This is a genomic window from Treponema sp. OMZ 788, from assembly GCF_024181245.1.
Classification (GTDB): Bacteria; Spirochaetota; Spirochaetia; order Treponematales; family Treponemataceae; genus Treponema_B.
Genome location: NZ_CP051199.1, coordinates 547,127 through 564,934, shown reverse-complemented (window position 1 = coordinate 564,934; position 17,808 = coordinate 547,127). Strand labels below are relative to the sequence as shown.

General features: G+C 40.8%; 12 protein-coding genes and 2 pseudogenes. 4 read left to right on the top strand and 10 right to left on the bottom strand.

Going from position 1 to position 17,808, the window contains the following annotated elements; all coding sequences use genetic code 11:
- Window positions 1-8: 8 nt before the first annotated feature.
- From nifJ to megL, 3 genes are all read right to left on the bottom strand, one after another.
- Window positions 9-3,614, bottom strand: coding sequence for a pyruvate:ferredoxin (flavodoxin) oxidoreductase (gene nifJ, locus E4O00_RS02620; protein ID WP_253678446.1), 3,606 nt, complete (start codon window positions 3,612-3,614; stop codon window positions 9-11).
- Window positions 3,583-4,302 (bottom strand): aspartate/glutamate racemase family protein, encoded by a 720-nt coding sequence (locus tag E4O00_RS02615; RefSeq protein WP_253678445.1) that lies wholly within the window; start codon window positions 4,300-4,302, stop codon window positions 3,583-3,585. Before E4O00_RS02615 ends, nifJ begins: the two co-directional genes overlap by 32 nt.
- 64 nt (window positions 4,303-4,366) lie before the next feature.
- A complete protein-coding gene (gene megL, locus E4O00_RS02610) occupies window positions 4,367-5,572 on the bottom strand; it encodes a methionine gamma-lyase (protein WP_253678444.1) in 1,206 nt (401 codons plus the stop codon).
- Window positions 5,573-5,791: 219 nt separating this feature from the next.
- On the opposite strand from megL, the gene E4O00_RS02605 reads away from it, so the two are divergent.
- Entirely contained in the window at window positions 5,792-6,667 is an 876-nt protein-coding gene (locus tag E4O00_RS02605; RefSeq protein ID WP_253678443.1) for a DMT family transporter, read from the top strand.
- A gap of 117 nt (window positions 6,668-6,784) precedes the next feature.
- On the opposite strand, the gene E4O00_RS02600 is transcribed toward E4O00_RS02605, so the two are convergent.
- Window positions 6,785-8,146 (bottom strand): Na+/H+ antiporter NhaC family protein, encoded by a 1,362-nt coding sequence (locus E4O00_RS02600; protein ID WP_253678442.1) that lies wholly within the window; start codon window positions 8,144-8,146, stop codon window positions 6,785-6,787.
- Window positions 8,147-8,388: 242 nt separating this feature from the next.
- On the opposite strand from E4O00_RS02600, the gene E4O00_RS02595 reads away from it, so the two are divergent.
- The 3 genes and pseudogenes from E4O00_RS02595 (at window position 8,389) to E4O00_RS02585 (ending at window position 12,330) form a co-directional block, all read left to right on the top strand.
- On the top strand, window positions 8,389-9,681 hold the full coding sequence (locus tag E4O00_RS02595; RefSeq protein ID WP_253678441.1) for a Na+/H+ antiporter family protein: 1,293 nt from the start codon (window positions 8,389-8,391) through the stop codon (window positions 9,679-9,681).
- 165 nt (window positions 9,682-9,846) lie between these two features.
- A pseudogene (locus tag E4O00_RS02590) lies at window positions 9,847-10,627 on the top strand (Nif3-like dinuclear metal center hexameric protein).
- Between the two features lie 32 nt (window positions 10,628-10,659).
- A complete protein-coding gene (locus E4O00_RS02585) occupies window positions 10,660-12,330 on the top strand; it encodes an ATP-grasp domain-containing protein (protein ID WP_253678440.1) in 1,671 nt (556 codons plus the stop codon).
- Between the two features lie 2 nt (window positions 12,331-12,332).
- On the opposite strand, the pseudogene E4O00_RS02580 reads toward E4O00_RS02585, so the two are convergent.
- The 6 genes and pseudogenes from E4O00_RS02580 to E4O00_RS02555 all read right to left on the bottom strand — a co-directional run bounded on the left by E4O00_RS02580 (window position 12,333) and on the right by E4O00_RS02555 (window position 17,805).
- Window positions 12,333-13,533, bottom strand: a pseudogene (locus E4O00_RS02580) (galactokinase).
- Between the two features lie 60 nt (window positions 13,534-13,593).
- On the bottom strand, window positions 13,594-13,758 hold the full coding sequence (locus tag E4O00_RS02575) for a hypothetical protein (protein WP_253678438.1): 165 nt from the start codon (window positions 13,756-13,758) through the stop codon (window positions 13,594-13,596).
- Window positions 13,759-13,796: 38 nt separating this feature from the next.
- A complete protein-coding gene (locus tag E4O00_RS02570; protein WP_253678437.1) occupies window positions 13,797-13,967 on the bottom strand; it encodes a methyltransferase in 171 nt (56 codons plus the stop codon).
- Complete coding sequence (locus E4O00_RS02565; protein ID WP_253678436.1) at window positions 13,968-14,567, bottom strand: methyltransferase domain-containing protein; 600 nt, start codon at window positions 14,565-14,567, stop codon at window positions 13,968-13,970.
- 16 nt (window positions 14,568-14,583) lie between these two features.
- Window positions 14,584-16,287, bottom strand: a complete 1,704-nt coding sequence (locus E4O00_RS02560; protein ID WP_253678435.1) for a galactose/methyl galactoside ABC transporter permease MglC — start codon at window positions 16,285-16,287, stop codon at window positions 14,584-14,586.
- Between the two features lie 24 nt (window positions 16,288-16,311).
- Window positions 16,312-17,805: a sugar ABC transporter ATP-binding protein gene (locus tag E4O00_RS02555; protein ID WP_253678434.1), complete on the bottom strand. Its 1,494-nt coding sequence runs from the start codon at window positions 17,803-17,805 to the stop codon at window positions 16,312-16,314.
- Window positions 17,806-17,808 lie beyond the last annotated feature (3 nt).

Sequence of the window (17,808 nt, the reverse complement as noted above, 5' to 3'; positions counted from 1 at the left end):
AATAAAAATTACTCGGCCATACGCTTATACCGATTATACCTTTCCTTGGCGTCTTCCTCTGCGTGCTTGAACAAGACTTCCGCAACATCGGGGAAGGTCTTTTTAAGCGAGGTGTAGCGGACTTCGGAGTTGATGAAGTCTTGGAATGAGCCGGTCGGTTCCTTGCTGTCCAGCTGGAAGGGATTTTTGCCTTCGGCTTTTAAGCGCGGATCAAAGCGGTATAGGTGCCAGTAGCCGGCCTCAACAGCCTTTTTCTCCTGCTCGACGCTTCTTCCCATGCCGGATCGGAGTCCGTGGTTGATACAGGGAGCGTAACAGATAACGATGGAAGGGCCGTCATAGCTTTCGGCTTCTTTTATAGCCTTTACAAACTGGCTCATATTGGAACCTATGGCAACCTGAGCTACATAAACATAGCCGTAGGTCATAAGCATTGCACCCAAATCCTTTTTGCGGATTCGTTTTCCGCCTGCCGCAAATTTTGCAACAGCCGCTGTTGGAGTCGACTTTGAGGACTGACCTCCCGTATTGGAATAAACTTCAGTATCGAATACGAGGATGTTAAAGTCTTCGCCCGAAGCCATGGTGTGGTCAAGACCGCCGTAACCGATATCATAGGCCCATCCGTCTCCTCCGAATGACCATACACTCTTTTTGACGATAAAGTCCTTCAGCTTGTAGATATATTCCAAGAGTCTGTCAGCCTCGATATTTCCCGTATTATATTTGAAGGTATGGCTTTCGGGAACGGGAAGATAATCGGCAGCATCCGTATTCTTTACAGCCGTATTTCTAGGCGGCTGATGAGCATCAAAGAGGGCCTTAATCTTATCGCAGGTTAGGATATTGGCTTCAACATCTTTTTTATTTTCAATCCATTCTTTAAAGAGCGGAGTAAAATCGGTTCCGACATTGAGCTCGATAAATTTTTTCATATAGTCTTCGGCTTGTTCCCTTAACTTGCGTGCACCGAGGGCCATTCCGTAGCCGTAGTTTGCATTGTCTTCAAAAAGAGAACTTGCCCAAGTGGGACCCTTACCCTTTTCGTTATAGGTAAAGCCGGCAGTGGGGTAAGAGCCTCCCCATATCGAAGAACAGCCTGAAGCATTTGCTATCATCATGCGGTCTCCGAAAAGGCGGGTAACAAGGGTTGCGTAGGCAGTTTCGCCGCAGCCTGCACAAGCTCCGTGGAATTCCAAGAGGGGCTGCTTAAACTGGCTTCCCTTAACCGAGAACTGATCCATAAGGCCGTGCTTTGTAGAAACATTGTCAACTGCATAGTCCCAGTTTTTAGCCTGAGCTTCTTCCTCTGCCAGAGGCTTCATAACGAGGGCCTTGTTCTTTGCGGGACAGACGTTTGCACAGTTTGAACATCCGGTGCAGTCCATAACCGAAACCTGCATCCTGTACTCAAGACCTTCAAGTCCTTTTCCGTTGGCCTTTATTGTTTCAAAGCCCTCAGGTTTTGCCTCTCTCTCTTTTTCGTCAAGAAGGAAGGGGCGGATTACGGCGTGCGGACATACAAATGAACACTGGTTACACTGAATACAGTTTTCCTTTATCCAATGCGGAACTTCAACAGCAACGCCGCGCTTTTCATATCGGCTTGTGCAGTTAGGCATTCTTCCGTCTTCAACACCCTTAAAGGTACTTACCTTTAGAGCATCGCCTTCCTGCCTGTTGATAGGAATAAGTACATTGCGTACATAGGGCGGAAGATGAGAATTTAAAATAGCAGAATCCTCTGCATTTGCCCAAGCGGCAGGAACAGCAACCATGTGAAGAGAGTTAACTCCCTTTTCTACTGCTGCATAGTTCATGTTTACGATGTCTTCACCCTTTTTACCGTAATCTCTTACTATGGATTTTTTTAAACTGTCAACGGCTTCTTCAATAGGAATAATTTCTGCAAGTTTAAAGAAGGCAGACTGCATTATCATATTGATTCTTCCGCCCAGACCGATATCTTGAGCAATACCTGTAGCGTTTATGGTATAAAACTTAATTTCATTTTTTGCGATAAAGCGTTTCATCTCGCCGGGGAGGTTGGCTTCAAGCTCCTCATCTGACCAGAGACAGTTAAGCAAGAAGGTTCCGCCTTTTTTTAAGCCCTTCAATAAATCGTATTGATGAACATAGGACTGTTTTGAACAAGAAATAAAGTCGGCATCGCTTATAAGATATGTCGACTTTATCGGCTGTTTTCCGAAGCGTAGGTGAGAAATTGTTACGCCTCCCGATTTTTTACTGTCATAAGCAAAATAGGCCTGGGCATACATACCGGTGCTGTCGCCGATAATCTTGATGGCGCTCTTATTTGCACCGACAGTTCCGTCAGAACCGAAGCCCCAGAATTTACATCTGATTGTTCCGGCAGGTTCGGTTTTAATTTCCTCTAAAACAGGAAGGCTTAAATTGGTAAGATCGTCTTCGATTCCTACAGTAAAGTTATTTTTAGGTGCATCGGCTTTAAGATTATCGAATACGGCCTTTACCATTGAGGGGGTCGTATCCTTAGAAGCCAAGCCGTACCTTCCGCCCACGATTAAGGGCTTATTGGGTACATCAATGTAAGCGCCGAGTATATCCAAGTGAAGGGGTTCATAAAGAGCACCCTTTTCCTTTGTCCTGTCAAGAACGGCAATCTTTTTAACCGTCTTAGGCATTACATCAAAAAGATATTTAGGCGAGAAGGGGCGGAAAAGTCTTACCTTAATAAGACCTACTTTTTCTCCCTTAGAAACAAGGTAGTCAACCGTTTCTTCTGCTGTCTCGGTGATAGAGCCCATAGCGATAATTACTCTTTCGGCATCGGGTGCTCCGTGATAGTCGAAGGGGCGGTAAGTTCTTCCGGTCAAGGCCGAAATCTGCTTCATATAGTCTGCAACTATTTCTACAGCATCGGTGTAGAATTTATTGGAGGCTTCCGAGGCTTGAAAATAAACATCGGGGTTTTGAGCCGTTCCCTTTGTAAAGGGATGCTCGGGATTCATGGCTGTGGTGCGCCAATCGTTTAAGGCCTTCCAGTCAAGCATTTTTGCAAAGTCTTCGTAATCGATAAGTTCGACATTCTGAAGCTCATGGCTGGTTCTAAAGCCGTCAAAAAAGTGGAGGAAGGGAACTCTGCCCTTTATTGCTGCAAGGTGAGCAATACCGCCGAGGTCGATGATTTCCTGAACCGAGCCTGAGGCAAGCATACCGAAACCTGTTTGGCGGCAAGCCATAACGTCTTGATGATCGCCGAAAATAGACAGGGCGTGAGACGAGAGAGCTCTGGCCGATACATGCAAAACACCCGGCAGAAGTTCACCGGACATCTTGTACATATTGGGTATCATAAGTAAAAGCCCCTGACTGGCTGTAAAGCTTGAAGCTAAGGCTCCGGCAGAAAGGGCTCCGTGCATTGATCCTGCAGCTCCTGCTTCGGACTCCAATTCCGAAACAAGAACGGTTTGCCCGAAAATATTTTTTCTTCCGTTGGCAGCCCATGAGTCAACCAGCTCAGCCATATCTGAAGAGGGCGTAATCGGATAAATGGCAGCCACATCGGTAAATGCATAAGCAACATACGAAGCCGCATTATTACCGGTCATTGTTTGTGTTTTCTTTTGCATACTCTTTTTTCTCCTTGATATTTAATATCGTAGTATGTAATATGGTTTCCAGCATTTTATTTGCCGGGTCTATAATTCTAATTGAGGTGTGCTTTTCAAGTTCCATTTGTATATAAGGAAAATGAGTACAGCCCAATATAAGGCTGTCTATTTTGTATTCTTCTATTTCAATTTTTTCAAGATAAGATAAAAATCCTTTAAGATTTAATAGTTCTACTATTTTATCGGGGCTAAGCCCTTCTTCAATAAGCCGAACTATACTTATATTTCCTATCGGAATAGTATTCTTATCTTGGTTATAACTTTGAATAATCCTGTCGATTGTATAAGCCGATAATCCGTTTGCCGCTAAAATAGCTATGTTCTTGCAATCCTTAGGTAATTTTTTATATGTATCTAAAGGACTAAAAATCTCGATATTTAAAATTCTTCTTATTTTTTCATAGTCTACAGCAGCACTTAGCGAGTTACAATATATTACAATAAAATCGGCTCCATTGGATATAGCTTCTTTCGATTTAACTATAAAAAGCTCTTCAAGAGCTTCTTGTGAAAAATATTGTAAATTTGATTGCTCATCACAGTTACTCGACATAGGAACAGCAAAGGCTTCTATACCATGACTTTTTAAAAGTTCCACTCCCATTCGGGTATCAACCGTAGTTCCGGCAAACACAGCCGCTTTCAAAAATCAACAACCTCCATTTCAAATACGGACAGGCGAAAACACCTGTCCGATTTTTAATTAAGACTTATTTAACAAGTTTATCTAAGGCTTGTTTTAAGTCGGCAATAATATCCTCTGCATCTTCAAGACCTACAGAAAGGCGTACCAAACCTTCGGCAATATCCGAAGCAGCTCTTTCTTCAGGCGTATAAGGAGAGTGAGTCATACTTGCAGGATGCTGGATGAGAGTTTCGGCATCACCTAAGCTTACTGCAATTGTTGCAAACTTAACGGAATTTATAAGAGTTTTTCCGGCTTCCAAACCGCCCTTAACTGTAAAGGCAATCATAGCTCCGCAAAGTTTCATCTGTTTTTTTGCAAGCTCATATTGCGGGAAGGATTTAAGACCGGGGAAGGCGATGGACTCAACTGCAGGATGCTTTTCCAAGAACTCTGCTACTTTTTGAGCATTGGCACAGTGTTTTTCCATTCGGATATCGAGGGTCTTCATACCGCGGCCGATTAAGTAAGCTTCAAAGGGGCCCAATGTAGAACCTGTCATATCCTTAACACCTACAAAGCGTACCTGATCAATGAATTCTTTTTTTCCTACAACAAATCCTGCGATAACATCTCCATGTCCGTTTAGGTATTTTGTTGCAGAGTGAAGAACAACATCTGCACCTAAATCAAGCGGTCTCTGAAGATAGGGAGTCATATATGTATTATCTACTACTACCTTGCAATCAGGATTATTTGCATGAGCAATTTTGCTTATTTCTGCAATATCGCAAAGATACATATTGGGGTTGGCAGGTGTTTCCAAATAAACAACTTTTGTATTGGGCTTTAAAGCTTTTTTTACATTTTCAGGGTCTCGTGTGTCAACGAATGTTACTTCAACTCCGAAGCGTGAAAGACCATGATTTAAAAAAGCAAAAGTACAACCGTAAAGAGTTTTTCCTGCAACAATGTGATCTCCTGCATTTACAATTGACCAAATACATGAAGTAACAGCACCGATACCGGAGCTTGCAGACATACATGCTTCACCGTTTTCAAGGCAGGCAAGTTTTTCTTCAACAACTGAAGTCGTAGGATTGCCTAAGCGGGTATAGATATAACCATCTTCCTCTAAGGCAAATCTGCGGCCGCCTTGCTCTGCAGAGTCAAATGCAAATGTTGAAGTTTGATAAATAGGTGTGGCGAGAGCACCGTATTTGTTCTTAATGCTTCCTGCGTGAATCTGTTTTGAAGCAAATCCCAGTTTTTCTAATTCTTTTTTATCCATATCTTCCTCCAAATAAAAGATACATATTGCGACTATTATAAAACATTTATTGTATTAACGCAAGTATAAAAAAGTAAAATTTAGAAATTTATCTTAATTCATTATAAAGCCGTATGCAGTTTTATCATTACGTTTACAGATCCCGTAATACTTGACTTCATTATCATCTTATTATATCATGTCGTCGATAAAAATTCATATTATAACCAGAGCTGTGCTATGTCCAATAAAATAAAATCATACTTATTTGCCTTAACGGCAGTTATCTTTTTTGCCTCATCATTTCCTTTCTCAAGATTTGCATTAGTATATTTTAGTCCTGAAGCCTTGGGATTTTTAAGATGCTCTTTGGCAAGTATCGTCCTTTTAATCATCGGAAGATTTAATAACTTACGCTCTCCTTTCAAACTAAAACATATAGGATTATTTTTTATATCGGGAGCACTAGGCTTCGGTCTTTATCTTATAGTATTTAATATGGGACTTAAAACAATTACCGCGGCAACCTCAAGTATTCTCATCGCAACAACCCCCATAATGACTGCAGCAGCAGCTTCGATACTTTATGGAGAAAAAATAAGCAGAATAGGAATCTTCTCAATCTTTTGTGCCTTTTGCGGAGTTTTAATTATTATTTTATGGAAAGGAATTCTATCAATAAACATAGGAATAGTATGGACTGTTATCGCGGCAGTTTTTTTCTGCGGATACAATATACTAAGCAGAAAACTTGGAAAGATGGGTTATACCTCAATAGAGATTGTTACATACAGTATGATTGCAGCAGCAATTATTTTATCGCCTTTTTCCATAGATGCATATAAACAAATTATTAATGCAGAATTAAAATATATCGGCAGCTTCATATACTTAGGAATCTTTACCAGTGCCTTAGGATATTTTTGTTTTAATAAAGGAATAGAAATAGCTGAAATGACAAGCGATGTTACAAATTTTCTCTTCGTTAACCCTTTGGTTGCAAGTCTTTTAGGCTATGTTGCTCTCGGTGAAACATTAAATGCAGGTACAATCATAGGAGGGGCGGTTATTATAGCAAGTATTGTTTTGTTTTCGCTAAAAGGTGCAAAGAAATAACTTAGAAAAATTAAATAAAAAAATCCCGAAACTCAATAAGCTTCGGGATTTTTTTATTTTAGATTAAGCTAAGACTTCCATCTTAGTTTATAAAGTAAATACTTGCAATCCAATAGGCTATTTTGCTTTAACAGGTTTCCATTCTTCAAAATTCCAAGGATGCTTTTTAATGTATCCGTCAGCGAACGGGAAGAATATGGAAAGAGTTAATAAAACTGCCAATAAGAGCTGATACCACAATAGGGGTATAACACCTACAGGGCTTACAAGACCGTTTGTAAAGGAACATGCTATTAAAAGCTGGGCACCATAGGGAATTAAACCTTGCATTACACAAGAGAAGGCATCAAGAAGAGATGCAGACCGGCGCGGGTCAACCTTAAACTCTTCGCACATTTCCTTAGCTATGGGGCCATCGATAATAATTGCAACGGTGTTGTTGGCTGTTGCAGCATCCGTAATAAGGGTAAGAGCACCGATACCAAGCTCGGCTGATTTTCTTCCCTTTACCATGCCCTTTATTTTTTGCAAGAGCCACTCCATACCGCCGGCCTGGGTTACCATATAAGCAAGCCCTCCTGTTAACATAGAGAGCAAGAATATTTCAAACATTCCGCTGAAGCCGTCATAGATATGATTTGTCCACTGCAAAGGATTAAATGCTCCATAAGCCATTCCTATAACGCCTGAGAATACGATTCCGCCAAGAAGAACAACAAATACATTAAGACCGGCAATGGCAGCAACCAATACGAATATGTAAGGTAAAACTTTAACAATATTGAATTCCAAGGATTCGATTTGGGGAGGAACAGCAGGTCTTCCGAAAATCAAAAGAAGAACTAATGTTATAAGAGCGGCAGGCAAGGCTAAAGCTATATTTACCCTAAATTTATCTCTCATTTCTACATTTTGAGTTCTTGTAGCAGCAATAGTTGTATCGGAAATGATTGAAAGGTTATCACCAAACATTGCACCGCCTACCATAGCAGCAACCATGAGAGGCATTGAAATACCGGCTTTTTCTGCAAAACCTACAGCAATAGGGCCTACAGCTGCAATAGTACCGACGCTGGTACCTGTTGCGATAGATAAAAAACAACAGATAATAAAGAGACCTGCAGTAACAAAGTTAGCAGGAATCAATGTTAGACCAAGGTTTACTGTAGAGTCAACACCGCCCATCTGTTTTGAAACAACAGAAAAAGCTCCTGCCAAAATGTAAATAATACACATGGTAATGATGTTTTCATCTCCGCATCCCTTAATCAATGCATCAAATTTTTCGTTGATAGATCCTTTGTGCATTAAAAAAGCGGCTATAATACCTACAATAACGGCAATAGGCCCCTTAAAACCATAAAAACCCATCGGGTCGCCTTTTGCAACAAGTGTTACACCTATTCCAAGGTAAACGACAACAAAAATTAAAAAAGGCAACAGTGCTAAACCATTAGGTTTAATTTTGGATTTTTCCATAAAAATATCCTCCATAAAAGTTTTACTCAAAATACATAGGCAAATTAACAGCCTCAATATTTTGCATTACTAGATTATCGCATAGCTTTTACTTATTGTCAATAAATAAAACCAAAACTCTTTATTTTTTTATAAAAAATTATAAATTTTTGTAAAAAAACTTGACAGATAGAAATTTTCATGTTACCATTTTCCAGCTAAACTAGCAATTTTTATAAATTGCAAAAAAAACGGAGGTTTATATGATTAATCCTGTAATAGTAGCCGTTGTTGTAATGACGGTACTATGTCTTCTCAAAATCAATATTTTGATTGCGATTATGGTTTCCGGCGTTATCGGCGGATTAGTTGGAGGCTTAGGTCTATCTGCGACTGTAAGCACACTTATTTCAGGTATGGGAGGCAATGCAGAAACAGCCTTATCCTACATTCTTTTGGGTACATTAGCTGCAGCTATCAGTCAAACAAATATCGTTACCTTACTCGCTGTAAAGCTTTCAAAGAGCCTTAAAGCAAAAAGCATTCTCTTTGTTTTAATAATTGCTTTTGTAGGATGTTTTTCACAAAACCTTATTCCTATCCACATTTCATACATTCCGATTTTAATTCCGCCGCTATTGGTTGTTATGAACTCGATGAAGCTTGACCGAAGAGCCATGGCCTGCGGTCTTACATTCTCTGTTAAGTGGCCCTATGTTACCTTCCCCGTAGGCTTCGGTCTTATCTTCCATGGAATTATTGCAAATTCAATGACACAAAACGGAGTACCTTTTGAAGCAACAGATGTATGGAAGGCTATGTGGATTCCCGGACTCGGAATGTTATTAGGATTGTTAATTGCAGTATTCTTCTCATACAGAAAACCTAGAGAATACAAAGATTTACATCCCGAAATGAATCTTGAACAAGATGTAAAATTCACCTCACGCGAATGGTTTACACTCTTAGCTATTCTTGCAGCATTTGTAATTCAGATCTTTACAGGTTCAATGCCCCTCGGAGGTCTTGCCGGTATCTTAATCTTAATGATTACACGCGTTATCAAGGTTAATGAAGTCGATAACACAATGGCAGAAGGTATCAAACTCATGGGCTTTATCGCCTTTGTTATGCTCGTTGCAGCCGGTTTTGCCGAAGTTATCAAGGCCACAAAGGGAGTTGATGCTTTGGTAGTTTCAAGTGCCAACCTCATAGGCGGAAGCAAGCTGCTCGGTGCTATTATAATGCTCTTAATCGGTCTCGGTATTACCATGGGTATCGGAACGTCTTTCGGTACAATCCCGATTATCGCAACCATCTATGTTCCTCTCGGTATAAAGTTAGGATTCAGCCCTGCCGCTATTGTTTGCTTACTCGGTACAGCAGGAGCCTTGGGCGATGCAGGATCCCCCGCATCAGACTCAACCCTCGGACCTACAGCCGGTCTTAATGCAGACGGTCAGCATGACCATATTTGGGACACCTGTGTTCCGACATTCTTGCACTATAATATTCCGTTAATCATCTTCGGAACAATAGCTGCAATGTTCCTGTAAAAATTTAAACAGCCTTACAAAATATTAATTTTGAAAGCTGTTTGATTTAATTTGAAAAACACCTCCGTATTTATGCGGAGGTGTTTTTTTTCTATGTTCTACACGCCTTGAATTCAAAAAGAATCTAAAGTATAATCTGAGAAAAATTTTTGCGGGGGGATTATTATGAAGTTAAAAGACCTTGATCTTTATTTTACTGAACTATTAAACATAGATGACTTTGCATCTCAGGATTTGTCGCAAAACGGCGTTCAAGTGCAAAACAGCGGAAAAGAAATAAAAAAAGTTGCCTTTGCGGTAGATGCCTGTCTTCAATCGATAAAGGAAGCCGCCGAGCGGAAGGCCGATATGCTTTTTGTCCACCACGGTCTTTTTATGGAGCCGCTCTTTAAGGATTATGGGAAATCATTATCACAGGATAAAGGCTCTTTTGGACAATGATATTGTGCTTTATGCCGTTCACCTTCCCCTCGATGCTCATCCTCTTTACGGTAACAATATCGGTCTTGCCCGCCGCCTTGAGCTTGAAAACTTAAAAGAGTTCGGAATGTACAGGGGTATAAACATAGGCCTTTACGGCAGCCTTCCTGTAAAGCAGGATTCTGAAGAAGGCTTGGAGATAGACGAGATTGTAAATAAGCTTTTTCCCCAAGGAGAAAAACCTGCAAACATTCTTCCCTTCGGACCTAAAAAGATTAAAACCGTCGGAGTCATTTCGGGAGGAGCCGCCTCTGAAATAGATGATGCCATAGCCTTAGGACTCGACTTATATATCACGGGCGAAATAGAACACATTACCTATCACAATGCCCTCGAAAACAGAATAAATGTTATTGCAGGCGGGCATTACCAAACGGAAACCGTAGGCGTTCAATTGGTTGCAAAAAAGCTTGAACTTGATACAAACCTCGAAACCTGTTTTATAGATATTCCGACAGGCTTTTAAATTTTTAGAATTAGGATGAGTTTAAGCTGAATATGAAAGAAAATAAAAAGCGCATTTTAATTTTAGGAGCAGGGCTCATGCAGGGGCCTGCAATAAGGGCTGCAAAGGAATTGGGCTGTGAGGTTATAGCCGTAGACGGAAACCCGAATGCGGTTTGCGCAAAAGAGGCCGACAAATTTTTTCCGATAGATTTAAAAGATATTCCTTCCCTCATAGACCTTGCAAAGAAGTTAAAAGAAGAAGACTGCCCGGCCGATAGCGGCCTAGACGGAGTCTTTACTGCAGCTACGGACTTTTCAGTATCGGTTGCAGCCGTTGCAGAAAGCTGTTCCCTTCCCGGGCACAGCTTGGAAGCAGCCCGCCGCGCAAGCGATAAGGTCTTGATGAGGGAGTGCTTTGAAAAACACGGAGTTCCCTCCCCTAAGTTTACCCATATTTTTAAAAACGAAATCGATGAGGCCCTTCAAATCTTAAAACAAAAAGCCATTCCCTTTCCTATTACGGTAAAACCTGCCGACAACATGGGAGCCCGCGGCTGCCGCTTGGTCTACTCCCAAGAGGAGCTAAGACCGGCCTTAGAAGATGCCGTAAACTTTTCGCGGAGCGGAAAGGCCATCGCCGAGGAGTTCATCGACGGTGAAGAGTTTTCGCTTGAAGCCCTAGTAGTAAACGGAGAGATTTTTTTAAATGCCCTCGCAGACAGGCATATTTTTTTCCCGCCCTATTTTGTCGAAATGGGGCATACAATTCCGTCGAGTAAGGGCAAGGAAGAATGTGATGAGCTTATAAGAGTTTTTTGCCTAGGCATAAGGGCCTTGGGGCTTACAAACGGAGCAGCCAAGGGAGATATTTTTTTGCGAAAAGCCGATCCTAAAAAGGGCGGCAAACGGACTGCCTGTGTAGGCGAAATCGCAGCCCGCCTTTCAGGGGGCTACATGTCAGGCTGGACGGTTCCCTACTCTTCGGGCTTTAATGTAACTAAGGCCGCAGTCAAAATCGCCCTAGGCGAACCCGTAGATGAGCTTCCCATAGGTAATGCCGCCCGATTTAGTGCTGAAAGAGCTTGGATTTCGGTGCCGGGCATAATAAAAAAAATAGAAGGGCTTGAAGAAGCAAGAAGCACAAAAAACGTAAAAGATGTTTTACCCCGCCTCTTTGAAAATGATGAGGCTGTCTTTCCTAAAAACAATGTAGAAAAATGCGGCAATATCCTAAGCTCTGCAGAAAGCTATGAGGAAGCAGTCAAGGCAAGCATGGAGGCCGTCCAAAAAATCTTTTTGCGCCTTGAAAAAGCAAACAGCAAAACAAATCTTTTTTTTGAAAAGACAAACCCTTCGATAGCTCTGCAAAATAATTATCCGCCGAACTTTTTTAAATTTCCGCAAAACAAAAGCACAGAGAAAATTAAAAACAAAAGCTTCGATGAATTATTGGAAAATTCTATTTTGATAGAAGAAGATGGAATTCTCTACCCTTCATTTTTTAAAGATTTTTTAAATACGGCCTTTGATGTTCACGGCCTTTCAATTCGGGAAGCAATAAAAAAATCGTTTGACCTTGAACCTAAGCTAAAAGACAGGATGCTCAAGACTCAAAAGATAGGAGAGCCTTTAAGCCCTCATCTCGTCTTATGGTGGAAGTACTTTATCCGCGGCAGCCGTCAAGGACTGATTTATTATTTTGACACCGAGCTTTGCGGTTAAAATTACACCGAAATAACAGATACTCCGTCGGATGCTTGGCAGGCAAAAAACGATGCGGTAAAGCCGGTTTGCTCCGTGTATTCCTTCCCCACCCTTTCGGCAAAGTCTTCAAAGCCGTCCTTGTGAACGATGGCGATAGCACAGCCTGAAAAGCCTGCCCCTGTCATCCTTGCACCGATACAGCTTTTTTCTTTTACGGCTGCAAAGAAAAGGGAGTCCAGTTCTTTTCCGGTAACCTCGTAATCGTCTTTTAAGGAAAGATGGGATTGGTTTAGATAATCGCCTAAAAGTTTTAAGTCCTTATTTTTTAAGGCTTCGGCACTCCGCCTTACCCTATCCATCTCGGTAACACAATGCCTTACCCTGCGGGCAATTTTTTCTCCCAAATTGGAAGTCAAGCTTTGTTCCAAGCTTTCAAAATCGGAAACGCTTAGATCGCACAAAAAATCTATATCCCTTTCTTTTTGTAAAAAGGCAAGGGCTTTTTCACATTCTTCCTTTCTTTCATTATATTTCGATTCCGTCAATTTACGGGGCTTATTTGAATTCATAATTACAATTCGGTAAGGCTCGGTTTCGAGAGGGATGTACTCATAGTCCAGTGAGGAAGTGTCTAAAAGCAGAGCCTGATTTTTTTTGCCCATTGCTATCGAAAACTGATCCATAATCCCCGACTTTAGACTTAAGAATTCGTTTTCGACACGCCTGCCGGTTTTAGCAAGCTCAACTCCGTTGATTTCAAAATCAAAGGCATGAGAAATAATTTTGCCGAAACAAAGCTCCAAGGCAGCCGAAGAAGAGATACCGCTTCCTTGCGGAATATCGCTTGTGATTAAAAGCTCAAAACCGGTGTCGGCCTTTAACCCCCTTTCTTTTAAAAACAAAAACATTCCGTTTAAATAATTTGCAAAATCGTTATCTTTATCAAAGGCTAAATTTCCATCAAGCTCAAATTCAAAAACTTTTTCCGATTTAACCGAGCGGTAAATTATTTTTTTATCCTTTCGTTTGCGCATGGCAATCCTTAAATATAAATTCACCGCAGCAGGAAGCACGAGACCTCCGTTATAATCTATGTGTTCGCCTATTATATTTATGCGAGCAGGTGAAGCCGCAAAAATAACTTTTTCTTCAGAATTTCCGTAAAAAAGAAATAAAGGCATTTTTTAATTCTTGTAATTGTATATCGTTTGTTAATTTCAAAGTTTTCCTACTCCTTTATTTTATATATAATGCTTACATGGATGCCGAGAGCATAGTAATTTATATTCTAGTCATTGTTAATTCATGTTGTAAGGCTTTTTCTATTTCCGCTACGCTTGTACCTTGAAATGTAATAACATCACGAGTATTTATAACATCTCCATGTAGTATTTTTGCTTCCGGATCGTATTCTATTTTTCCGATATATCCCTTATATTCAATCATTTTTTACTCCTGCGTTTTCTATAAAACAGTTAAATCCCCTACTTCTCGGCGTAGATGAGGCTGCTTTGGATGTAGTTTTTTATTTCCAAGCCGTGACCCCATTTTTTGGCATACTCGTCGGACACCTCTTTAGAGCTTATGTTGATATTTTTAAAGCCGATTTTTTCGAAGGCTCTTTTGATCTGCTCCGCAGACCAGGCTCCGCCCACTCAGGTTTTTACCATATTGGGATCGGATATCCATTCTTGGGGCAGGGCTTTTTTTAAGGTGATATCCGAAATAGCCGTTCTCCCGCCTTTTCTGAGGCAGCGGTAAATCTCGGAATAAACTCCGTATTTATCCGTAGACAGGTTTATTACGCAATTACTCATTATTAGGTCTAAGGAATTATCGGGAAGAGGAATGTTTTCAATCTCGCCTAGAATAAATTCGCAGTTGGTAAAGCCGTTTTTTACGGCTATTTCCGAGGCCCGGCTTATCATGGTTTCGGAGCCGTCAAGCCCGAAGACCTTTCCGTTTTTACCCACAGCCTTTGATGCAATAAAACAGTCAAGCCCGCGTCCGCAGCCTAGGTCAAGGACGCTTTCGTTTAGACGAGGCTTGGCCGCCTCTTGAGGATTGCCGCAGCCGAGCCCTAAGTCCGCTTCCTTAGGTATGCCTGCCAGATCTTTAGCGGCATAGCCTATTGAGGCTGTTATCTTTTCGGCTTCTCCGTTTACCGTAAGATTTTCTTTTGCCAAATTTTCATAGTGCTCTTTTACGGCATCCTTAATCGCATTTTTATCGTAATTTTTTTTATCGTAACTCATTCAAATCCCTTAAGACTTATTTTTTCTTTAGGTACTTTACGCTGTCTAAGGCAACGGCGGCAATGATGATAAAACCTTTAAACACAAACTGCAAGTTTGTGTCAATACCTAAAAATGTCAAACAGTATGTTAAACTTGTAAAGATGATAACGCCTATTACGGCACCGCTTATCTTCCCTATACCGCCGTTAAAGGAGATGCCTCCTACAACACAGGCAGCAATGGCATCAAGCTCATATCCCTGTCCTGTTCCTGCACTTGCATTGGCCCTAAAAGCTTCAAGGAAGGAGCCTACACCGTAAAATACACCGGCCATAATGAAAACTCCCATGGTAACCCTAAAAACGCTTATTCCGCTTACAGCTGCAGCTTCGGAATTTCCGCCTACTGCATACATATTTTTTCCGAAGGTAGTTTTATTCCAAATAAACCATGCAATTACAATTGCGGCCAAAGCAGGGATTATAAGCTTAGGCAGAGTAATCATCTCGTTATTTACAATACCCAAAATCCACCTTCCGCCGAGCAAGTCTTTTACCTCGTTATCGATTGAACCGACAGGAGTTCCGCTCGTGCCGAAAAACAAAAGTCCATAGATAATAAGCTGAGTTGCAAGCGTCGAAATAAATGGGTGAATCTTGAGGCGGGCCGAAAAGAATCCTGCAAAGGCACTAAACAAAACGCAGAGAACTATTGAAAGTCCTAAAGAAAGTACCAAGCGCCAAACCATAGGCACAGTAGTAAAATCCCATGGACCTAGACCGAAAAAGGTAACAATATTAAGCCCCGGATGTAAAATCAATCCCGTAATAACCGAACCCAGAGCAACCATTCTTCCTATGCTTAAGTCCGTACCGGCTAAAAGAATAAGACCTGCAACACCGAGGGCGTAAAACATTCTTGTCGAAGCCTGTTCCAAAATCGTAAAGATATTGGGAAGGGATAGAAGGTTTCCGTTTCCTGATAAGGGAGCGACAATTATACAGACAATGAAGAAAACTAAAATTGCAAGATAAAGGCCGTTACTCAATAAGAAGCTTGAAAGCTTAAACTTATAAATATAATCTTTAAAATTTAAAACCATGTTTTCTTTAAGATTTGTTCTTCCGTTTCTTAAAGAAATATTTTTTTGAACATGGTCTATGTAGGCTTGATTTTTTGCCTCTTTAGAAGCGGCAACTGCATCCCTATATTTATTCTTTGCTTCAGCCAATGAAGAGTTCAGCTGAAACTTTAAAACATTTAATTTTCGTGTGAGTTCTCCCGAATCCTTTGTTTCGGCATACTCATCATGCAGGGCTTTTTTTTCAGCTTCATTTTCTTGCATAATTGAAGCGATTTGACTTTCATATTCAGCCTTGCACTGTTCTTGTTTTTGATTTTCTGATTTTATAAAATCCTGTATATTATCTTTAAACAGCTTATTGGAATAGGCAACAGCCTCGGCTGCAAGCTTCTTTTCGGCTTCTTTGTTTTCAAGAGCAATCTTCTTAGCGGCTTCAATTCCTTTTTTATATTCGTCTATCGAAGAAGCCTTTACCTCATCATCTATCAAACGGTTCTTTTTAAGGGCATAGATATGATTTTTTAAAGAAGCTATTTTATCGACCCCGTCCTTACGCAGATCGTGGAGAGCTTTACCGTATTCGGCAAGTTTTTTATCTTCATTAAAAAAACTAAAGTCAGTTAAATCTACTTTTTCATTGCTTTTATTTTCCATACAACATACTCCTTAAACTAGTTCCTACAAATACTTAGCCGAAAGTCTGAGCAGGGTTTCCTGATCGGTTTCCTTGGTATTCACGATACCTGCAAGGCGGCGGTTGGACATAACGGCTATACGGTTTGTGATACCTAAAATTTCGGGCATCTCGCTCGAAACAACGATTATAGTCTTACCCTCTTTGGCCATCTTGATAATGAGCTGATATATTTCGTACTTCGCTCCTACATCGATACCGCGGGTAGGTTCATCCATCAAAAATACATCGGGTGAACGCTCCAGCCATTTTCCAATTATAACCTTCTGCTGGTTTCCTCCGCTCAATGCAGAAATACTCTGATCAGCCGAAAGGCAGCGAGTCCTCATGGTGTCGATCTCTCTGTTGGCGGCTTCACGCATTTTACGGTTTGACAACACACCCATAGTTTTATAATTATCCAGATTGGTAATTACCGTGTTAAATTCGATTGTGTCCTTGCCGAACATTCCGTTTAATTTACGCTCTTCGGTCAACAAGGCAAAGCCGTAGGACATAGCCTCTTTACTGCTTTTAAAATTAAGATATTTATCGTTAATACTTATGCTTCCCGATTCTATAGTGCGGATACCGAATAGGGCTTCCAAAAGCTCACTTCTTCCGGCACCGACAAGACCATAGAGGCCTAAAATTTCTCCCTTCCTTACGGTAAAGGAAATATCTTCAAGCACAGGTGCATATTTTGTTTTTAAGTTTTCTATTTTTAAAAAGTCTTCTCCGGGCACATTATCCACATCGGGGAAACGCTTATCCAGAGATCGGCCTACCATGGCCGCAATAATTTCATTCATATTTGTTTCGGCGATGGGTTTTGAAAGAATCATTTTCCCGTCCCGTAAAACGGCAACCTCATCGCAAACTTCAAAAACCTCATCCATCTTATGCGAAATATAAATAAATGAAACGCCTTTTTTTTGCAAGGCTCTGATTATCGAAAAAAGTTTTTTTACTTCCCTCTCAGTTAAAGAAGAAGTAGGCTCATCCAATACGATGAGCTTCGCATCATAAGAAACAGCCTTTGCTATTTCGACCATCTGCCTCTGCGAAACAGACATGGTACGCATTATTGTTTTTGGATTGACATTCATATTGAGCGAAGAAAAAAGAGAACTTGCAGATTCAAACATTTTTATTTCGTCAACAATCCCGAAGTTGGTCGGGTATCTGCCTAAAAATAAATTATCGGTAACGGTTCTGTCAAGACAAAGATTAAGCTCTTGATGAACCATAGCGACTCCGCTTTCAAGAGCTTCTTTAGGATTTTTAAATTCTATTGATTTATTTAATAAAGAAATGGTGCCCTCATCCCGCGTATATATACCGAAAAGGCACTTCATCATGGTGGATTTTCCCGCCCCGTTTTCTCCCATAAGTCCCATTACGGAGCCTGGTTTTACGGTTAAGTTAATACCGTCCAAAACCTTGTTTTTTCCGAAGGATTTTGAAAGGTTTTTTATTTCAAGAACTACATCACTCATCCC